We start from the raw sequence: 22,486 nt of genomic DNA, 5'->3' as shown, positions 1-22,486 counted from the left end.
TCCCGCTTATATGCATTCGTTCTTTATAAGTATCGGATATCAGTTCTAAAAAAAGGATGAAGCCCAGCCTCATCCTTTCCATTTTTATCTTAATACCTAACCTTATTAAAACCCAATTGATGATTTATACTTCATCGTCTTCTCCGGTAAAGAAATCGAAGGAGGTACAGCCTCATCGGACACCGCCCGTTTGTAATTCGGCTTGCCGCTCATCACAAAACGAAGTTTCACTCCATCACGGATATCATCATACGTCAGGTAGGACTTATCGTACTTTTTACCGTTGACATAAAGCTCCTTCACGTACAGGTTCTTCGGCGACCAGTTGTCCGCTGTCATTTCAATGTTTTTTCCATTACTCATCCGGACCGTAATAGCCTCTGCGCATGGCGAACCGATATTATAAATATTGCTGGACGGAGCCACCGGATAGAAACCGATGCAGTTGAACATATACCACGCAGACATCTGTCCGCAATCATCGTTACCACTCAATGCATCCGGTGTATTTCCGTAGAAACGGTCGACGATGGTACGTATCCACTTCTGACATTTCCACGGTTCTTTCAGGTAGTTGTAGAGGTAAGCGACATGATGACAAGGCTCATTTCCATGCCAATAGGCTCCGATACGTCCCTGTATATCATGTGCTCCGGGGATATCATCCGGCAGTTCTACCGTAAAAAGCTCATCCAGGCGTTTGCGGAACAGTTCCTTGCCGGCCTCGTTGATATATCCCTGCACATCTTGTGGAACATACCAGGTATATTGCATCGTGAATCCTTCCGTTATATCACCCCAGCCATGTACCGATCCCGGACCCTGATAGGCAACCGGAGTAAACGGAGTGCGCCAGTCACCTTTGCTGTCGCGTCCGCGCATATATTTCGTTTCGGGGTCAATCAAGGTCTGATAAGACAAAGCACGGTTGAGGAAATAATGATAATCGTCTTCTTTGCCTAATTTCTTGGCTGCCTGTGCGATGCAATAATCATCATAAGCATATTCCAGTGTCTTTGACACTGACTCCGCTTCCTTATCGAATGGTACATAGCCCATTTCACGATATTCCGGAAGGCAATCGTAGTTCGAATTCATCGCTGTGGTTTTCATCGCTTCGTATGCACGCTCGTAATCAAAGCCTTTCACTTCTTTCACGATCATATCCGCCAATACGGATACGGCGTGATAACCAATCATACACCAGGTTTCGTTGCCGTAGAAAGACCAGATAGGAAGCATCTTCTCCACACTCTTGTCGTAATGAGCCAACATAGAATTTGCAATGTCCGCATTCACCTCCTGCTGAACCAAGTTAAACCAGGGATGCAAAGCCCGATAGGTATCCCAAAGGGAGAACACCGTATAGTTCGTGAATCCTTCCGCTTTTTCTATGTTCTTGTCTAGTCCGCGGAACTGCCCGTCCGAATCCTGAAAGATAAACGGATGCAGAGCGGCATGATAGGCGGAAGTATAAAACGTTTCCTTTGTCTTTCGGTCAGCAGTCAACGTATATTTTCCAAGTTCCTTTTCCCAAAGGGCTTCCCCTTTCGCCCTTAACTCGTTGAAAGTTAATCCGTCGAGTTCCTTCATATTATTCCGGGCACCGTCTGTGCTGACTGCAGAGATGGCTGTTTTCACCGTCACTTCTTCTCCTGCCTTTGTATCAAAGGAGATACAAGCCATCAGATTCTTTCCCCAGGCTTCGTAAGAACTGCGGAATCGGGAAGTGTTATAAATAACCGGCTTTTTGTCTTGTACAAAGCGCAGTCCGGTCAACTTCTTCGAGAAAGTAGCCGTGAAGTACACATGACGTTCCGGCCCCCACCCTTTCACCAGTTTGTATCCGGTGATAGTCGAATCGTTTATCATTCGCAGATTCGACCATTCGCAGGATTGCCAGAGCGTATGGTTCATATCAATCATGATGAACGCATTGTCCGACTCCGGATAAGTAAAACGGAACATACCGCTACGCACACCGGAAGTCATTTCGGCTTTGACTCCATAGTCTGCCAGTTCCACAGCATAATAATTGGGGGACGCCCACTCCTTATCATGTGAATAACGCGAACGATAGCCTTGATCGGGATCTTCATGAGTACCGGGTTCCAGTTTCATTTCTCCCGTTCCGGGGATAAACAGAAAGTCGCCCAAGTCCGGAATACCTGTTCCGCTCAAGTGCGTCAAACTGAATCCCATCAATGTCAGATGATTGTATTTGTATCCGGAAGCTGCATCATAGAAGCGGCTGTCCGTATCGGGGCTTATCTGGATTCCCCCGAAAGGAATCTGTGCACCGGGATAAACATTTCCATAACCATCCGTACCGACAAACGGGTTCACGTAGTCCGTCAGCTTTTCAGTTTGAGCCATGCCCGGCAAGATACTCACCAGACACGACCAAACCAAAAACAACCTTTTTCTACCAACTTTATTAACCATATCCAATCGTATATTACACCTGTATATCACCTACGGCAACCTGATATTCATGCCATAGTTCATCTATGCTATATTCCGTTCCCAAGATATGCTTGATAGCTCCGTCAAACGACCAGGGAATCACCTCCAGTGTGCTACGGTTAAACTTACGCAGGAATTCAGGATCTTTATTGTCGCGCAACCAGACGAAGAAATAACCTGCTGTCCGATAACCGTCCATGTAGTTTCCTCCTTTCGGACGGGCATTCGGTCCGTCGAATCCGCCGTTGGCTACACGTACGGCATCTGCCATTCCTTCAATAAATGCCCAGAATACACGATTGGTTCCGTAAGAGCCGATGCCTTGCGGTTCCAGCTGATAGGCGTGTGTCAGTTCGTGCAACAGTACCCCACGCGTTTCGAAGAACAGCTTTGCCGTATCGTTTTCCGCAAATGATTTCTCGATATGCCGTGTGCTGTAGAAGATAGTAACGTCTCCATTACCACCGCCTTTGGCAGAAATTCCTTCGATGTCTTCCAGTGTATAATGTATCTTGTTCACCGGAGTTATGCTGTCTTCCGGTGAGTTATAAAGAGTAGCCAATACAGTGCGTGCCTGCTCTTTGATATAAGACTCCGCATCCGGAATGATCCGGTGATAAATGTCCGAACCTTTTGTTTCCGAAGCTTTATCTTCGAACAAGACAGTTCCTACATTGTAGCTTTTCCATACGTCCGGTTTTGCTTCGGCTTGCTTCTTCGCACTTGCCGCACAAGCTCCCATGCCCACAATCAGGGCAATTGCATATACCAAATGTCTCTTTTTCATATTCTTTTCTTGATTATTTATTGATGCTGTTAATTGATTCCATTAGTTAATGAATAAGGTTTGTCCTGCACCGATACTCCACGACGTTTGTTGGGCGATGCCGACATTTTAAATTCCAATACGCCTCCTTTCAGGATATCCTCGTGTGTGATGTACATTTTATCATAAGACTCACCGTTCAGTTTCAGTGACTGTACATAACGCTTCTTGTCGCTGACGCCCGGCGCTTTGATTTCCAGTGTCTTTCCGTTGGGAAGTGTCAGCTTCAGATAGGGCAGATAGGGAGCACCAAGGACATACTGGTCTGTACCCGGACAAACCGGATAGAAGCCCATCACAGAGAAAAGATACCATGCCGACATCTGTCCGCAATCATCATTTCCACCCAGTCCGTTGATGTCATTCTTATACATCTTGTTCAGGATTTCACGCAGCCAGTACTGTGTTTTCCACGGTTGGGAGGTCCATGCGTACAAATAAGGTACATGATGGCTCGGTTCATTGCCATGTACGTATCCACCTACCAGGCATTCTTCCGTAATATCCTCATTATGTTCATAGTACTTCTCCGGCAGATGCATGGAGAAGAGTTCGTCCAGTTTCTGTACGAATGTCTTTTCTCCTCCCATCAGGTCGATCATACCAAACACATCATGCGGTACATGAAAGGAGAAGTTCCATGAATTACCTTCGATAAAGCCTTCGCCGTAAGTTTGCAACACATCGAACTCTTTTTTGAATGTGCCGTCACTGTAGCGGGGACGGGCAAAACCGATGCTTGTATCATAGATGTTACGATAGTTGAGAGCACGTTTGCGGTAAGTATCCGCTATCTCTTTATTACCGGCTTTCAAGGCTGTCTGATAAATAGTCCAGTCGTCGTATGCATATTCCAACGTAGAGGAAGCTGCCGTACCACTCTTGTCCAGCGGGATATATCCCAGCTTCATATAATCGGCTACACCTTCATAGTAAGGTACCGTAGATGTGCTAACCATCGCCGATAATGCCTCATCCACATTTGAAAAAACTCCTTTGGTTATTGCATCCGCCAGCACAGACACAGCATGATAACCGCTCATACACCAGTTCTCATTTCCCATCAGGCTCCATATCGGCAACATGCCATGCACGCTCTGCTGTTCATGTTTGATCATTGATTCCACCATATCCGCATTGCGTTCCGGTTTCACCAGGTTAAGGAACGGATGTTCCGCGCGATATGTATCCCAAAGTGAGAATATAGTATAGTTAGTGAATCCTTTCGCCTGATGTATGTTATGATCCAGACCACGATAGGAACCGTCTACGTCCATATACACGGACGGATTAATCATGGTATGATAAAGCGAAGTGTAGAACATCGCCTTCTGATCCGGTGTACCTTCTATTTCGAAATGATCCAGTTCATTGTTCCAGTCTGTCCGTGCAGCTTCCGCCAACTGTTCGAAGCTCTTTCCGGAAGCCTCGGCACGCAGGTTCTTTACAGCGCCTTCCGTGCTGACTGCCGACAAGGCTACCTTTACAACCAGTTCGGGATCTTTGGCCGTTTCGAAGTTAAAGTAAGCCACGATCTTTCGACCAGTGATTTCCGGGAAATTCTTCTCCAGCTTGAAACGACGCCAAAAGCCATTGTACAATACCTTTTCCTTATCCTTATATCCGTAATCCTTGATCGGCTGTGACAAGGAAATGGCAAAATAGGTATAATTCGTACGTGCCCATCCGTTGGTGATGCGGTATCCTGTCAGCAATGTATCGTTTTCCACCCGCAGGTTTGCCCACAATACTTTGCCGTCATAATTATAGATACCATGCACCAGGTCCAGGATCAGATGACCGTCTTTTCCTTTCGGGAAGGTATATTTATGTACACCCGTCCGTTGAGTAGCTGTCAGTTGCGCTTTAATGCCATAGTCGTCCAGCATCACTTCGTAGTATCCGGGTGTCGCTTTCTCTGTGGCATGATCGAAGCGCGAACGGTAACCCTCTTCCGGATGGTCCGCCCGTCCGGGATTCAATTTTACATCGCCGACAGCAGGCATCAGCAATATATCTCCCAGGTCGGAATGTCCCGTGCCGCTGAGGTGGGTGTGACTGAAACCTACGATGGTTTTATCCCGATACTGGTAACCGGCACAATATTCATACGCATTCTTCTGATAAGCTCCATTCACATTATGTGGAATTGTGTCTGTGTCCGGACTCAGCTGTACCCATCCGAAAGGGGTGCAAGCACCGGGAAAAGTATGCCCCATACCATTGGTTCCGATAATCGGATTAACGTAATCTACCGGTTGCTGAGCTACGGCGGACAAGGTTACCGCCGCCATAGTCATCATCAATACTTTCTTTTTCATCTTATTCATACCTGCTTACTTGTTATCACGAGAGAAGGAATAGGGGAAGTCGGATTCGTTAATACCTCTTCCTTTATTCGGTTTATTATCCATATCAAATACCAGACGTCCGCCTTTCAGCAAGTCGAAATGATTCAGATAATTCTTTGTATAGTTCTTACCGTTATAGTTCAGCGAACGGATGTAACGATTGGCATCACTATTTTTAGGAGCGGAGATTTCCAGTTTCTTGCCGTTCTCCAGTGTGATCGTCGCTTTCTTGAAATAAGGAGCACCCATCACATATTCATTGCTGCCCGGACATACCGGATAGAAGCCTAAAGCGGTAAACACATACCAGGCAGAAGTCTGTCCGTTATCCTCATCACCACAATAACCGTCGGGAGTGGCAAAGTAGAGGCGGTTCATCACTTCACGCAGCCAGTACTGTGCTTTCCAGGGCTCGCCTGCATAGTTATACAAGTAAATCATGTGCTGGATAGGCTGGTTGCCGTGCGCATAGTTACCCATATTGGCAATTTCCATTTCACGGATTTCATGAATCACACCTCCGTAGTAGCTATCATCAAATATCGGTGGAAGGTTGAACACAGAATCGAGCATACTGACAAACATCTTTCTGCCGCCCATCAAATCGGCCAGTCCCTGTACATCATGAAATACAGACCACGTATAGTGCCAGCTGTTTCCTTCGGTAAAGGCATCCCCCCACTTGAACGGATTAAAAGGAGTCTGGAAGGTGCCATCGGCGTTCTTGCCACGCATCAGTTTTGTTTCAGGGTCGAACAGGTTGCGGTAGTTCTGGCTTCTGCTCTTATAGAGTTCCAGTTCTTCTGCCGGACGCCCTAGCTTTTCACCCATTCGGTAGATGCACCAGTCATCGTATGCATACTCTAATGTACGCGCCGCATTCTCGTTAATCTTTACATCGTAAGGCACATAACCCAGTTTATTATAATATTCGTATCCACGGCGCCCTGTTGTAGAAACTCTCGGATGTACACTGTTGGCTCCTTTGAGCAAACCTTCATACATTTTCTCCGCATCCGCTTTGGTCACATTCTTCATAAAAGCATCTGCCACTACGGAAGCCGAATTGTTTCCGACCATACAGCCACGATGTCCCGGACTCGCCCATTCGGGGAAGAATCCGCTTTCAAGATATGTATTCAACAGTCCTTCCTGCATCTTCTCTCCCATTGAAGGATATATCAAATTGACAAACGGGAACAGGCAACGGAACGTATCCCAGAAACCGGTATCGGTAAACATATATCCCGGACGGATTTCACCGTTATAAGGGCTGTAATGTACCGTTTCACCCTTCGCATTCACTTCGTGGAACATACGGGGGAATAATACCGAACGATACAGACAAGAATAGAAGGTACGCATCCGGTTCTCATCATCGTCTTCGACTTTGATACGTCCCAGTACGTCATTCCAAGCTTTACGTCCGGCTTCCTTGGTCTGTTCGAATGTCTTGTTTCCGATTTCTTTCAGATTCAGTTCCGCCTGTTCGGGGCTGATGAATGAGGAAGCCACTTTGGCATGCACCTGTTCTCCTTTCTTTGTCGAAAAACCGATGGCAGCACCTACGTGATTGGATTGCAGTTCAAGATGCGTCTCTACCAGATGGTAGTCCGCCCATACTTTATTAAATGTAAAAGGCTTGTCGAACTCTATCACAAAGTAGTTCCTGAAATTCTGCGGAACACCGCCACTGTTACGTGTCGTATAACCTACAATCTTATTTTCTTCGGGAATCACCTTCACATACGAACCACGGTCGAAAGCATCTACTACCACATAAGCATCGGACGCTTCGGGGAAAGTAAAACGGAAATACGCACAACGCTCCGTCGGGGCAATCTCCGTTGTCATGTTATACTCTGACAGATAAACACTGTAATAATAAGGAGTTGCTTTCTCTGCCTTATGCGAAAACCAGGAAGCACGGCTATCCTGATCAATCTTCAGCTGTTTGGTCATCGGCATAATGGAGAACTGTCCGTAGTCATTGATCCAGGGACTGGGCTGGTGGGTCTGCTTGAAACCTCTGATTTTGTCAGAAGCATACGTGTAAGCCCAACCGTCCCCCATCTTTCCGGTCTGCGGCATCCAAAAGTTCATCCCCCAAGGCAGTGCAATGGCAGGATAGGTGTTTCCGTTGGAGAGCGAAATCTTGGAGTCGGTTCCCATCAGGGGATTCACGTAATCCACCGGCTGCTTTTGCGCAAAGATAGAGGAGACTCCCAACAATAGAGTCATTGTGATAGACAGCAGTTTCTGTTTATTCATGATATAAGAGTTAAACTATTAATATTAGATTAGCGAGTGTTATTATTCACGTTACAAATTAACGCAATAGAAAATTAATAACTATACTCTGACGTGACAAAAAGCACGTCCGGGCGAGAATGTCAGAGTAGAGAACTAGGAGTCAAACAGAGCACAAATTAAATTACTAATAATCAAATAATTGCCCATAAGAAAATACAAATAGAGTACAAACAAAAACAAAAGCAAGAAAGTAATCGAGATTATGTTCTGTTTACTTTCTTGCTTTTTTCAAAGACTGGTTACTTCTTCATTCTAAACCAACGCTCGCCTGTAGCACTTAGCACATACACCATACTGTCGTTGTCATCATAACTCCAATAGAAGCCGTCTTCCGAAACACAGAAAGAGAGGAATTTACTGTAATCCTGCTGTACACGGTTATAATCAGCCGGATTATTATTCCATCCGAATAAATCATATGGTTCGCCCAAGCTGATGAATATACGACCAGTAGCATTATCTGCTGTCATAGTAACCGCAAAGCCAATATAAGATCCCATACCACTCCACGGACAAGCAATCAAATTCCTCGGATTACGATCATCAAACTCCACACCAGAGTGGAAGATTCCCTTAAAGTCTGCATGAATCTCATCCTGATCTACTATATGGGTCTTCCAACCATTTGCATACCATGCTGCAATATCAGAGGCTTTCCGAGTATCACATACAACATTAGCATTGTCAGTTTCAATTTCACCATTCAAATAGTTGTAATAGAGTTTATTTAAACTTATTCCATCTACCGTCACATTGCTACCCAAAGTCAACACTGCATTTTCATCATTCGTTGTATCAATTATCATCGGATACTCTGTGTGTTTTACCACACCGTTATCTATTGCAGAAATCTTCACTTTCCAATTATTGCTCTCGTCGCAAATAATCAAATAGTGTGCAAGGAAAGAAGAGGATGACCTACGAAATACACCATTATTCAACTCTCCCTTAAGCAAATCCATGGCTTGTGCTTTATTATAAGCAATAATGGCCAATCGTTTTCTCTCCTTAGCTTGTTGCAAAGCTGCAGTTGAGACCGGAGTCAAGATCATTTCTTTGCCATGCGTCTGTCCTACAGCTGTAATTTGTGAATCAGAATACCCCGTAATGACAAATGTCGTCTCCGAGTTTTCGTTCAAATATTGTAGCATTCCTCCATTCAGCAAGGTAAGCAACACCGCTTTTTCCCCCTGGAAATCCAGAGAATAATCTGTTCCAACCTCATTCTTCAACAACGTTTCGTCTGAATCCGATGCTACATTTCCTTCTTCATCAAACTGAAAGTAGAACGTTACTCCTTGATAAATCATTTTCCATCCGTCTGCCGCACACAGTAGTTCTTTTACCTCTGAAGGACGCAAGCGGTCTGCACTCATGTCACCTTCATGTTCCCAGTCTTTCCAAGGTTCCGTCATGCCACAACTATAAAAAACCAGGCAACACAACGACAACATTATATAAATAAGTTTCTTCATGATGTTTTTCTTTTAAGATTTGAAATTAGAAATTAGGTATATATCCTCCCAAGTCCGGTCCCACTCCATAATTCTTGGCTGCTCCCGGCGCACAAATACGTAAGTCAATCATCGGCGGAATCCGTCCGTCATCCTTCACTTTCATCACACCGTCAGTAGTACCTCCCCAAGGATTCCGCATCTTGAAAAGATGAGTATTATCATCCGGCAAGATAAACGTAAACGCATGCCCACTGGTCGTCTGCCAATTTTGATCTACCTGTTCACCGCTTCTTGTAAAACCACCGATCACCAGTCTACCCTGTTTGAGCGACACTTCCACCGCGCGTTGTAAGTCTTCGGCAATCAATGCATTTGCACCGAAACCTACACTTTCCCCGTCGCCGGTAAAGATAGCAGAAACATATTCAGTACCAATACCACCGACATTAGAACTACCTTGATAGATCTGATTCCACTTAATCATAGCCTTTTCGAGAATCGTAGCCCAAGTGACTTCTTTATTTCTGCCGCCTAAGGCACCTAAATCGCCACTATTACCGATAAAATAGTCGCCACCTACACCAACTGATATTTGTTTTCCTTTCGGGTCATACATAGTAACTGTGTATGTTTTGTCCATATTATCCTTGATAATGTGTTTTACGAAACGGGGATAGAGGTATGCCATCGAAGCAATCACCGCACAAGCACAGCAGTCACCTACCCAACGCTGATTTACATCAGACATCACAGGATTTCCATTTGGATAAATGGATACAACATTGAATGTATTCCAAGCCATCTTCGTCCCACCATCTCCAAATGGTTCAGGTTCTTCAGCAGGATCGGCAAGCCATTTCAAGTCTGCTGCCGTAGCTTCTCTGTCATTCTCATGCTGTCTGCCCATCGGAGTTATCGCACTAAACGTACTGGAACCTTTACTAGCAATCAAGTCGTTGATATTCTCCGTATATGAACGCATGGCCACCAGTTTCCATTCAGCTATCTGCGTGGCAGCACCACCATTGTTCGCTTCAACAGAAAGTCTGTAGTAACGATAGGAAGTTGCATTATCCACTTCATAGCTTTTCTCTTCTTTTCTCGCTGCAAAAAGTTGGTTTGTCTGCGCATCCAGTTCTGTCCACGTAGTATTATCATTAGAACCATAGAGTGTCCAATCTTTCGGGTCCATTTCGGGAGTATCGGCAGCCGAGGTCAACGAATAGGCAGTGACAGCCTTACTACTATTTCCATTCCAAGTGATGTTGAAACTACTATGATAAGTAACATACTTCGTGTCAGCATTATCGTCTACCAAACGTCTGATTTCCGAACCGACAGGAGCATCAGCATATTGCGCTATAATTGTACCACTGGAGGGCATATTCGTGTTACCCGAACCAAGTACATAAGAAACCGGAGCATCTTCGTTCGGACCTTCTCCTCCATTATCTCCTTCATCATCGTCGGACGAACATCCTGCCAGACAAAAGGGAATTAGCAGCACCAAAAGAAAAATGATTCTCTTCACTGCATTCACATCGCTACATCTTATTTGAGGTATCTTCATTGTTTTTCTTTTCATTAATTTCTTTCATTCATTCGCAGATCGGACATCCGGAGTATATTACTCCGTTGTCCATCCCAGATTTTGTACCATCTTCGGATTACGACGTACATCTTCGTCAGGAATCGGGAAGAGGTAATGTTTAGGCAAAAATGTACGTGTTTCTACTACTACCTTCTCAAAAAATGCAGGAGCATCCGAACGGAAAGCCATACCATGAATAGGTCCGCCTTCTCCACCTCTATGATATTTAGGATAAATCCAATCATCGCCTACAGCCATATCGGCTACTTTCCAACGACGTACATCAAAGAAATGATTCCATTCGAACATCAGCTCAACCAAACGTTCACGATGAATACGTTTGTCCACTCCGTCACGTGTATCTTCATAAGGAATGCATGCAAATCCATTATCGTCCTTAGTACCTACCGCACCATATCCAGGAATACCGGCACGGGCGCGTATCTTATTTACATACTTAATCGCTTCATTACGTTGGTCACAAGCGCTCAACGTTTCAGCATACCCCAAGTACATGTCTGCCAAACGAAGCAAAGTTGCACAATGCCTGTTAGCCCCGCTACGTCCTTCTTTTGAAGCCATTTTACGCATACCATAACCCGTGTAAGGGGCATCCCAATTGGCATTAGCATAACCGGAATTACCGTTATAAGTCAGTTCTGTGGTTATTTCTCCACGCGGAGTATCTGTCTTCAACCAAGTAGAACCATGGAATGTAATGTTCGTATAAAAACGCGGTTCGCGATTAGCCCATTGTTTCAATGTTTGATTCGAATTGCTCTTGAAGTAGGTTCTGGAAGGAACTACTTCGTCAGTATAGTCACTCGACCATCCCAAATATTCATTAGAAGGTACCCCCTCATATTCCTTATAGTTCGTATCGTCAACAATCCGGCGACCGTCTTTCATAAAGTACAAGTCCACCATTTCCTGAGGTACACCAAATCCCAGACCACCTCTCAAAGCACCATTATTATCATCGTACCCCTTGTGATAAGGCGTGGTTTCGTAAGCCCGGTAATCATGGTCTGCCAAGCGAATGAAAATCTGTTCTTTATTCTCTGTACCGTACAAAACTCCCGATGTCACTTTTCTATAAGATTCATAGAAATCAATCTTTCCATCGGCTGTCTTCTCCGTATATAAAGAGAAAGTGTTACCGTATTCATCAAAGAATTCTTTGTAAGCATCACGTGCAGCCTCCCATTTCGCTTTTTCCTGCGATTTATCTTGCGGAAAGAGTTGCTTGCCACTTTCCGGATTAACGATGGCGGCATAATCGGGATTACAATTGAATAGCGGACTTGCCGCATACAACAACATTTTCGCTTTGAAAGCTTTACATGCAGCTCTGTCTATACGTCCCAAATTGGATCCGTCATATCTATCAGGAAGCTCATTTGCCGCATCATCAAATTCCTTCGCCATAAAAGCCACACATTCATCTACCGTATTACGTTCTTTCAGCAGTTCAGCAGTAGAAATATCCAATGGAATTGGTTCTTCCCCCAAAATCACAAATGGGCCGTAGGAACGGAAAATCATGAAGTAATAGAAAGCACGCAAAGCTCTGGCTTGCGCTTTCCACTGTTTGCGTTGTGCGGCCGAGGCTTCCAAACAACGGTCTACATTCATGATAAATGTACTGGCACGAGAAATTCCTTTATAATACTCGATGTACCAAAAGTTTATCCATGAGGAACCTGCATAGGTGGCTCCGGAAGCCCATTCGCTACCATTATTTCCGTCCCATGAAAGCTTGCATTCCAACGAACCGGTTGTCCAGATCCCCGACATCGTATTCCTTGCAGAACGTTCTAATGTTTCATCGGGCACATAATTATACACATTATTCAAAAACTGTTCTGTCTTCGAGCGATTAGTAAACGTATCCTCCAAGTCATATTGTTCACCGGGGATTGCATCGAAGAAATCATTGCACGAACTAAGTCCGACCACCAAACACAGCGCCAAAGTTCCTATTTTAAATATATTTTTCATATCCTTCTTGCTAACTGATTATTATTAAAAACTTACATTCACACCTACTGAATAAGTACGTACATTAGGATAAGCAGTACCATTATTGGTATTCAACTCCGGATCCCATAATTTGAACTTAGAGAATGTCAATAGGTTGGTGCCCATCACATAAATACGCGCACTCTTCAGGAATGTTTGATTAATCAACTTCTTCGGGAGTTGGTAAGCAATAGTCAACTGTTTCAGACGCAGGAAACTGACATCTTTCTGCCACCATGTGCTGGTTTTCATATTATTTTGATTCGCATTGTTTCCATGATGCAAACGAGGATAGAATACATCCTGATTAGTCGGATTGTCAGCAGACCATCTGTCAGTAATGTTTGCAAACAAGTTCGTAATACCTGAACCATCATTAAAAGGATACATGGCATTTCCTCCCAAACAACGGTCTGCCTTGGCATTTCCGGCAAAGAGCGCACCGACAGAGAAATCACCTAATTGTAAATCTGCACCGAAACCATAATAAATCTTAGGTACGTCACCCTGACCTATCAGACATTTATCATAATCGTCAATTACTCCGTCACCATTTAAATCCTTATATTTGATATCACCCACTTTCGAAATCTGTCCCGGATGCCCTTCACCAAACTGCTTGGCATGGTCCATGATCTCTTCTTCACTAGTGAATAACCCTTCGGCGATCCATCCCCAACGTCCGTTCACGTTCGTTCCTCTTTTTTCCATCCACGGATACTGTACCCGGGGATCATCGTTCTCTATAATTTTATCTTCATTCCATGAGAAGTTACCACGGACAGTCAGGAAACATTTCTTACCGAGTTGCTGTGTATATTCCAATGTAGCTTCAAAACCCTTATTGTCTACCACTCCCAAATTAGCATAAGGCATTTCTACGAACCCGGAATAATCAGGAATAACGCGTCGGGTAATAAAGATGTCTTTACGATGTTCTTTAAAGATATCTAATGTCAGCGAAAGATTGTCTTTGAAAAATTTTAAGTCAACACCTAAGTCTTGCTTGCGGGAAGTAGACCAACCGACATTGGCTCCGTACTTGCTGAACCCCCAACCACCAACACCGTTATTCTGGTCGCCAAAACGATAACCATCTACGCTCGCCATCTGGTCTAGGTACATAAAACGCCGTCCTGTTACAGCATCCGTACCAACTAAGCCATCTGTATAACGCACTTTAAAGTAAGAAACAGTTTCTTGCAAAGATTCCCACCAAGCCTCATTAGAGATAGCCCAGCCAAGACCAAATGCAGGGAAGAAACCGAAACGTTTTTCTGGACTGAAGTTCTCGGAACCATTATACCCAAGGTTTGCCTCGAAAAAATAACGGTCGTTCCATGAGTAAGTAGCACGGGCGGCCAAGCCTTGTTGCTTATAGGGCAAAGAACCGATCAGATTATCAGAACTCGAACGGTAAATCTTTTGGTTATAAAGCAAAAGACCACCTATCCGATGCAAACCGAACGAACGGTCGTAATTTAAAGAAGCTTCAAAGTAAGTACTTCTAGAGTCGGAAGCGCCCTGGTCAAATGCAAGATCTTTATGTCCTGTATAGGTCAGTGCATACCGATAATTGCCATCTGCATCAAATACATCATCATTCCACAATCCGTTTTCGTCTTTAGTTCCGGCAAAATTGTAAGTATCTTCACGCTTGTTATACTTCAGGTCACGACTGTTATGCACGTCGAAAGCCAACATGGCAGAGGCGGTAAGCCCTTTACTCCACTTCCAGAAACCAAGGTCTTGCGTCAAACGAATGTTGGAGTTCAACTGATTTCTTGCTTCATTTTTGTAACCACGACGAGTCAAATCGGCATACGGGTTACGGAGGTCACCATTGGTAGAGATACCTGGTACAGAACCATCAGGCATCATTAACGGCAAATAGACCGGATTAATCTCCATAGCTGACGCAAACAAGTCACTGGTAGATTGCTGCGGATAGTTACCCATAGAAAGGAAACCATTGAAGCCCAAATCAATAGTAGTCGTTTCTGTTGGCTTCAAGTTCAAATTAGCGGTATAATTGTAGCGGTCGTAACGGATGTTAGCATCATAGTTCTCCATTTCAGCGGTACGTGTCAGACCTTTTTCATTATAATAACTCAATGAAACGTAGTAAGTGGCATTAGGTACCCCACCACGCACACTTACATTTACACGACGATTATGTCCCCAGTCATTGAATAATTCGTTCATCCAATCAACGTTCGGATACAAATAAGGATTGAACATCAGTGGATTATCATTCGGTAGTAATCCATGGGCTTTCTTCGTAGCCTCAATATATTGAGGAGAATATAACATACTGCCTCTAGTATCCATATACGCTTCATTGGCAGCATCCATATACGTAAAGGCATCCGCCATTTCAGGTTTCTTTGTCAATGTCACAAAACCTTCATAGTAGTCTACTGAGAATTGCGGCTTGCCCACCTTACCCGGTTTGGTTTTAATCAGAATTACACCATTAGCACCGCGTACTCCATATACAGCTGTGGCAGAAGCATCTTTCAGCACCGTAAACGACTCAATATCTTCAGGGTCGATATTATTGAAACTACGTTCCACACCATCCACCAATACCAGTGGTTTAGAGTTCTGACCCGCCAGTGTAGAAATACCACGGATCCAAAGATCGGAATCATCATGCCCCGGTTCTCCTGAACGTTGCACAGCTACTACACCCGGCAAACGTCCAGCAATAGCAGAAGATAAATTAGCTGTCGGCATCTTTATATCTTCTATTTTCATAGATGACTGCGCACCTACTACCGATACTTTACGTTGATGTCCGTAAGCCACAACTACCACTTCGTCCAGTGACGATACATCTTCTGCAAGAATTACGTCCAGCACTTTCTGTTTGCCTACTTTTACCTCTTGTGATTTATATCCTATATAGGATACGATAAGAATGGGATTGTTACTCGTCAGTTTCAGATTATACTGACCATTGGTGTCTGTTATGGTACCATTCGTAGTACCTTTTTCCTGAACGCTCACTCCAATGAGCAATTCGCCTTTTTCATCAGACACACGCCCTGTTACAGGAGTACCTTGTGCCCACACTACTGTACTAAATGTTAGCAGTAATGCCAATAGCCACAATGTCTTTGTGTGATGTTTTTCCATTTCAAACAAATTCATGTTACTTTGTTTTTTTTAATTAATACTAAGGTTATCAATCGCCTATATAATTCTTATAAGCGGAAGCAAATTAAAAACTTTTAATATTAAGAATATTCCGCAGAAGTGACAAAATTATGTCAAAATGAAAATGCTCATTTATAGAACAGAAAGGAGAAATAAAGCACATTATAAACATCTATATATCAACACATAGCATTCATTCACGTACAAACAGAGCACAAGTTTGCGCACATTGTATCAAGTTATAATAGCCGCCTTTTCGCCACTTTTATTAAAAAGTTTATTCGTAAGCAGTAATAAATAAAATCTATACAGACATGAATTCAAATATATCTGTCACCCCAAACGACCAAAGAACAGAAGGAATGAAGGAATCCCGAATCATTAACCGAAAGACTTTGAAAAACTAATTTCTTATCAGTCCAAATTCATTCGTTCTACTGTAGTTTCCCTTTCGTTCCACTATAGTTGGACGCAAGAAGCACTATAGTTCCTCTTGCGCCCAACTATAGTGGAACGAATAAATAAGGACCTCGAAAGACTTAATTATCCGGAATTACTGATCTAAGGATTCGGGTAATACATCCATAAAACTCAATTAGTAAAGAATAAGATAGTGGGGATAGCATTATCGGAGTTGCTCCCGATAATCTTTCGGCGTCATTCCGAATCGGCGGGTAAACTCTTTATAAAAATAGGAACGGCTGGAAATACCAACTTCAGCGATAACATCCTGAATAGAAAGTTCTTCATTCTGCAACAATCGTGCAGCCTTCTCCATCCGATAACTCTTTATCAAGTCACTGGGAGCCGCATTGGATATTTCTTTAAACTTGCGATAGAATTGACGCGGACTCATCGCCATACGGTCGGCAATTAAGGTTGATCCCAATTCTTCCTGGTCAAGATTTTGTTCTATCACTTGCAACAGTTTCCGGATAAAGTCCGCCTGTTCTTCTGTAGTACAAACAATGCGTCCGGCCCAGTCACCAAGCTCTTCCATATAAATCTGCTTTGCCTCCCGAGTACCGTAAATAGCTTTATTGACGGCTTCTTTCAAAAATATAATATCATAAGGAAGTACAATATATGAATCAGCCCACATAATCAATTCGCGCTGAATGGACGAACTTACTTTCCAACTTAACATTGGAATAAATGCCGTTTTCGAAAGTTGAGTACGATTCTTATTCACATATTCCAGGAAGTCACTCTCTGCTTTTGCATACATCAACATATCAACTAGTAACAAAGCAGGAGCCGATCTACGTATTTCTTCAAATGCAAGTTGTACACTTTTCACCGGACAAACAACAAATTCATCTGCTAAGAGATCACTTATCAGCCATACCATTTCATCCCTATCCTCCAGCAGAAGAACCGTTTTCTTCCCATGCTCTTCAGTCTCCTTGATGATAGCCGGTTCAAAGGCTAACGTCAATAAATGATCCTTTTCTCTGTCGGCATAGTGAAGCGTAACATTTAGCTGTCTCAAAGCCGCTTGCACAGAAAACAGTAATTGGCGGGTAGTTATCGCCTCTTCTGTTTCCTTACTATCTCTTCTTCCCTCTTCTTCCGAACCGGAAAGTTGCTTATATAATTCCTTCAGAGTATCATCTACAGCAGAGAACTGCAACAACATCCGTCCTTCCTCTTCCTTCACATCCACTACAATATCCGACTTATGTTTTACTCCGCCAATATAAAGGTAACACCAATAGAGCATACAGCGTAAAGCATTCTTATAAACAGGATAAACAAAGTGTTCTGGTATAGCAAGTTTTACAGAAGATATATCAACGCCCTGTCCTTCCAACACATGCAAGACTTCTATAGAGAGCTCTTTCATGCACATACAACCAGTAATCGCATATTCCGTAGGGAAAAATGACTTAAGTTCCTCTACAGCCAAAGTTCCCGAACGGAAAAGAGTTGCAATAACCGTCTCGTGTACCTGCTCCATAATTCTGAGACGCTGTTCATAAGGGAGATTTTCCGCACGCAACTGATCACAAGAGCGATAAATGGACGTAAAACGATTCAGTAACTCACGATTAAGACTGGCGGACTCCGGTAGAGCTTCATTGCTTTCTGCTGTCAACAGCCGCTGCATCATACGCTTCTGGAGAAAATATTTTCTTAATAAATGAATCAGATAACCGGCTATTAATATGAAAAACAGCAAGTAAATGACATAGGCTACCGTAGAAAGATACCAAGGCGGAAGAATGTACAAAGGGATAGAAAATACCTTATATTCCGTATTAAATACATCTTTCTTATAACGGACCTTTAAAACATAGCTACCCGAAGGTATTTCTAGATACGATGCTTCATTTATACTACTAAACGAGGTCCAGTCTTTATCAAATCCGTCCAGCATATAGGAGTACTCCACATCACCTCCAGTAAGAAAGTCTGGAACAACAAAAGAAAGGGAAAAAGAAGCCTTCGCTCCTTTAAAACTTAACGCTTTGCCACCATCGGTATAATAATCCCCCAGATTAACCTCCTTACGTCCAATCATTAGCTTACGCAATAATATGTTCGGATAGAATTCCGGAGCTGTCGCCACTTCCTTATCCAGATAAAGCAAACCGTCAATGCCTCCAAAGAAAAGACGTCCGGTATAAGGACATTGATAATAGGCATCATCACTAAACTCGCCCACCTGCACACCGGCGGCATAATAATAAGCATGCGAAGAAGTGTTTTTGGGATTATATTTAATAAGTCCACGATTAGTGCCAAGCCATAAAAAACCATTTGCATCCTCCAATATGCCATGAATCATATCATTAAGCAACCCTTGTTCTCTACCGATATAGGAGGCACTGATTTGTTCCTTATTAAAGGTCAAACACACTAGTCCCGATGTTGTTCCTACATACATCCTACCATCTTTAGCACGATGCAGGCTAAGTACATCATCAACAGATTTATGCAATATTTCTTTCAAAGAAATGACTTTATATTCTTCTGTCTGTTTATCAAATCGAATTAACCCTTTTTCCCGGCTTCCCAACCAAAGAATGGAATCTCCTTCAGCTAACATAGGATAAAACATGGTTATCTCTTTTTGTTCATAAAAGAAATGATAACGCTTTTGCGATTTGAGGTGAATCTCCCCTTGTTTCCTCTCCAATATCAATTTACGAAATCCGACCCCAGCCGTAACCGCATAGAGTACGCTGTCATTCTCTTCATAGATATCATGTATTTCGATAACAGGATCTGCAGACTTATCCTCAACACAATGCAAGGCTTTATCTGCAAAAGAATAATAAAACAGTCCGGGATTACCCGATCCTACCCAAAAGCCATCCATATAACGGCTTTGTTTTAATGAGTATGCTTGAAACTCTCTATTCCAACGGGTATAAGATGAGGCATCCTGCCTGCCTACTGGAGAGTAAACTGTAGTAGCAGAAGCATCCATACCACCTTCATAATCATGTACATGCAAAAGTCCATCTCCTTTCGTACCAAACCATAATCCGCCATATTTGTCTGTCATGACAGAACGTACCTGCCGACTTAGATTGGATGATAGTTTGCTAAGCATCAGATTAGTGGCTATCGAGTACTTCTTAGCGTACATGACAGCTCCCTGCCCATCAGAAGCTACCCAAAGAATATTCTGATGAGGATCGCGGAAAATATCATATATACGTACATTACGGTCCACCACTTCTTCTTCATATTTTTTCGAGGTGCGCAAACGTACTAAACCATTGGTTTGAAAAGCAATTATAATGTCTTCATAAAAAGGAACAATTCCCACAACTTTCCCATATCGTTGCACCAACGAAGAAAGGTTACGAATATAGATTTTAGACCTTCTGGAAATATCATATACATAAAGTTCCCGCTCTGCATCCACAAAACAGAGAATGCCATTCTGATAAAATACATTATCGATAGGTTTTGCATGAAAATCAGAAGATGAAACAGTAGGATGGACAGACAATGTATCCCGGTCAAAGCCATCTAATGAACATTGAATCAGACTACCTGTATTCCGTGGAAAAGTCCATAAGACACCATCATCCGTGACAAAAGCACGCTGATCCATATTCTCGACAGGAGTCTCTATATTTTTGAGATGGACAAACTTTTTATGATAAGTATTATAATAAAAGATTCCTTCATCGCTTACTACCCAAGTATCTCCTTTCGGATTGGAATGCAGATAATAATCACCTGTAAAATCATAATATCCCACTACCTGACGCGAATCTTGCGAAAAACGATTAACTCCCAAATGTGTAGTAATCCACAAACAACTGCTATCTGCCTGCTGAATAGAATGAATGACATTGTTACTCAACGTCTTTTTCATTGAGAAATCAGAACGAAAGACCTCGATACCTTTCCCATCATAACAATTCACGCCATCATAAGTGCCAAACCACATCAGCCCTGCTTTATCCTGATAGAGGCAAAGCACAGCACTATTAGAAAGCCCTTGTTGATAATCGACTTTCCGAAAAAGATAAGCATCTTTACCCGCATCAGCCCAACAGACCAACGAACCAATAAATGTAAAAAGGCATAATATCAGACATCTTCTCATTATATTAATAGCAAGTGTTATTGTTCATGTCTTATTAGATAAAGCGGGAACAAATATACTAAATATAATATAAATGAGACATTAATAAGTAAGAAAAGTAACAAAAGCCATCGGATAGACCATTAGAAAGCTGATACAAATGTTTGGCCTAAATCCAAATATTATTCTACACGCAATTCCCACAAAAAGGGAAGTACGGACGTACGATAAAGAGTTGGATGAAATAGAATCACCATCAAAAAACACGACTTTACCTGATGGTGATTCTATATAAAATCAATGATTTAACTCTAAGATAAATTCATCATCTTCTCTCACAATATACCCCGAACTCTGCAATGGAGGTAGTACCATTAGAGTTTAAGACAGTCATTCGTACCGCATCTCCCCAAACCGTATCGAAACGGTGGATTTTCACACGCAGACCGGTAGGAGCCTTACCTTCGTAAAGGGGTTTCCATGTACCACCCGCACGGTATTCCAGACGGTATTCCTGCAAACGGTCATTGTTACGATCCGTAATAACCACCATATTGAAAGATTTCTCGCGCTCAAAAGTAACCGAATACCAGGGCACTTTCACTTCAGGATTAGAATTCCAGCAGGTCCCGAAATCATCGTCATTGGCAAAGTCCATGATAGCATAGTCACTGCTCCATGTACCTTCGGCAGGCTGATATTTGGCAATGTTGGAAGATATAATAGGAGCATCCGCTTCGGGAACCGTTGCTACACGACCGTCGTTCTTCCACAGTTTACCTATTTCCTTCAGAGCTTTCAAGGCGTTGGCATCCATCAAGCCGTCTCTGTTGGGAGCTACGTTCAGGATAAAGTTACAGTAGGATTTGCCCATCGGGATGATATTATCATTGACCATTTGTGCCGGAGACTTCACAGGGGTAGTCGGGAAACTTTCTTTCCAGAACCAGTTCTGCTGTAACGGCAGGCAAGACAAGGCAGGCAGACGGTTGGTATCTTTCGAGATATGCTGTCCGGCTCCTTGTTCGTAAGACTTGATGTCCGTGTAAAACAAAGCCTCGGCAGGATATTTCGCTGCATTCAAATCCATCACCAGACAGTTGGGCTGGATTGATTTGACCAGACGATAAATATCTTCAAAAGGTACGTCATCGTAAGAGATACGTGACCACGGGGCATCCCAACCGTCAATGATCAAAGCTGTTATTTCACCATAGTTGGTCAACAGTTCGCGAAGTTGCTCCTTGATCATTTCGATATGCTGCGGAGTTATACACTTGGGACGCAGCCGGGCATGCGTATCGAGGATCGAATAATAGAGCATCACTTTCATCCCTTCGGCACGGAATGCGTCGGCATATTCTTTTACCACGTCACGTTTGAACGGGCTGCTCATTACACTATAATCGGTCGTTTTAGTATCCCATATACAGAAACCGCTATGATGTTTCGTTGTCAGACATCCGTAGGTCATGTTGGCTGATTTTGCCGCTTTTGCCCATTGTTTGCAGTCCATCCTGACAGGGTTGAAAAGCTCGGGAGCAGCATCCGGGTCCGGCCAGTCCTCATTAAAGAAGGTCGGCATGTTGAAATGAATGAACATACCACAGCGTAAATCAACGAATTCCTGTTGCAGCTGGTGCAACGACTTAGTTTGAGCATTCAGGCATAACACCGAAGTTACACCCAGGATCATCAGTAAAAACAGTCTTTTCATCATCTATTCATTTATTAATTATTAATTAG

At 43.2% G+C, this 22,486-nt stretch carries 10 protein-coding genes; all 10 read right to left on the bottom strand.

The features are described 5' to 3' along the window. Window positions 1–105 precede the first annotated feature (105 nt). The gene (locus BT_RS20005) at window positions 106–2,445 is read right to left on the bottom strand and encodes a GH92 family glycosyl hydrolase (RefSeq protein WP_061474357.1); all 2,340 of its coding nucleotides are present in this window, start codon (window positions 2,443–2,445) and stop codon (window positions 106–108) included. 13 nt (window positions 2,446–2,458) lie between these two features. Beyond that, window positions 2,459–3,253 carry a basic secretory family protein gene (locus BT_RS20000; RefSeq protein ID WP_008764203.1) on the bottom strand — a complete coding sequence of 265 codons (795 nt, stop codon included), beginning with the start codon at window positions 3,251–3,253 and terminating at the stop codon, window positions 2,459–2,461. Window positions 3,254–3,282: 29 nt separating this feature from the next. Next, window positions 3,283–5,622, bottom strand: coding sequence for a GH92 family glycosyl hydrolase (locus BT_RS19995; RefSeq protein WP_008764202.1), 2,340 nt, complete (start codon window positions 5,620–5,622; stop codon window positions 3,283–3,285). A 6-nt stretch (window positions 5,623–5,628) separates the two neighbouring features. Next, complete coding sequence (locus BT_RS19990; protein ID WP_008760881.1) at window positions 5,629–7,914, bottom strand: GH92 family glycosyl hydrolase; 2,286 nt, start codon at window positions 7,912–7,914, stop codon at window positions 5,629–5,631. Window positions 7,915–8,195: 281 nt separating this feature from the next. Next, complete coding sequence (locus tag BT_RS19985; protein ID WP_008764200.1) at window positions 8,196–9,431, bottom strand: DUF4302 domain-containing protein; 1,236 nt, start codon at window positions 9,429–9,431, stop codon at window positions 8,196–8,198. Between the two features lie 25 nt (window positions 9,432–9,456). Next, a complete protein-coding gene (locus BT_RS19980) occupies window positions 9,457–10,983 on the bottom strand; it encodes a C2 family cysteine protease (protein ID WP_011109041.1) in 1,527 nt (508 codons plus the stop codon). A gap of 57 nt (window positions 10,984–11,040) precedes the next feature. Then, complete coding sequence (locus BT_RS19975) at window positions 11,041–13,005, bottom strand: RagB/SusD family nutrient uptake outer membrane protein (RefSeq protein ID WP_011109040.1); 1,965 nt, start codon at window positions 13,003–13,005, stop codon at window positions 11,041–11,043. Between the two features lie 24 nt (window positions 13,006–13,029). After that, window positions 13,030–16,182 (bottom strand): SusC/RagA family TonB-linked outer membrane protein, encoded by a 3,153-nt coding sequence (locus BT_RS19970; protein ID WP_008764197.1) that lies wholly within the window; start codon window positions 16,180–16,182, stop codon window positions 13,030–13,032. A gap of 631 nt (window positions 16,183–16,813) precedes the next feature. Beyond that, the gene (locus tag BT_RS19965) at window positions 16,814–20,761 is read right to left on the bottom strand and encodes a helix-turn-helix domain-containing protein (RefSeq protein WP_011109039.1); all 3,948 of its coding nucleotides are present in this window, start codon (window positions 20,759–20,761) and stop codon (window positions 16,814–16,816) included. Between the two features lie 304 nt (window positions 20,762–21,065). Continuing rightward, on the bottom strand, window positions 21,066–22,457 hold the full coding sequence (locus tag BT_RS19960; protein WP_008764196.1) for an alpha-L-fucosidase: 1,392 nt from the start codon (window positions 22,455–22,457) through the stop codon (window positions 21,066–21,068). Between the last annotated feature and the right edge of the window lie 29 nt (window positions 22,458–22,486).

The organism is Bacteroides thetaiotaomicron VPI-5482 (assembly GCF_000011065.1).
Taxonomy (GTDB): Bacteria; Bacteroidota; Bacteroidia; order Bacteroidales; family Bacteroidaceae; genus Bacteroides; species Bacteroides thetaiotaomicron.
The sequence above is the reverse complement of the archived record's forward strand: the minus strand, read 5'-3'. Positions and strand labels throughout refer to the sequence as shown.

Excerpts from the sequence above, each read along its gene's own strand:
- BT_RS20000 (WP_008764203.1), bottom strand. The coding sequence starts at position 3,253 with ATGAAAAAGAGACATTTGGTATATGCAATTGCCCTGATTGTGGGCATG.
- BT_RS19985 (WP_008764200.1), bottom strand. The coding sequence starts at position 9,431 with ATGAAGAAACTTATTTATATAATGTTGTCGTTGTGTTGCCTGGTTTTT.
- BT_RS19980 (WP_011109041.1), bottom strand. The coding sequence starts at position 10,983 with ATGAAGATACCTCAAATAAGATGTAGCGATGTGAATGCAGTGAAGAGA.
- BT_RS19970 (WP_008764197.1), bottom strand. The coding sequence starts at position 16,182 with ATGAATTTGTTTGAAATGGAAAAACATCACACAAAGACATTGTGGCTA.
- BT_RS19975 (WP_011109040.1), bottom strand. The coding sequence starts at position 13,005 with ATGAAAAATATATTTAAAATAGGAACTTTGGCGCTGTGTTTGGTGGTC.
- BT_RS19965 (WP_011109039.1), bottom strand. The coding sequence starts at position 20,761 with ATGAGAAGATGTCTGATATTATGCCTTTTTACATTTATTGGTTCGTTG.
- BT_RS19960 (WP_008764196.1), bottom strand. The coding sequence starts at position 22,457 with ATGAAAAGACTGTTTTTACTGATGATCCTGGGTGTAACTTCGGTGTTA.
- BT_RS19990 (WP_008760881.1), bottom strand. The coding sequence starts at position 7,914 with ATGAATAAACAGAAACTGCTGTCTATCACAATGACTCTATTGTTGGGA.
- BT_RS19995 (WP_008764202.1), bottom strand. The coding sequence starts at position 5,622 with ATGAATAAGATGAAAAAGAAAGTATTGATGATGACTATGGCGGCGGTA.
- BT_RS20005 (WP_061474357.1), bottom strand. The coding sequence starts at position 2,445 with ATGGTTAATAAAGTTGGTAGAAAAAGGTTGTTTTTGGTTTGGTCGTGT.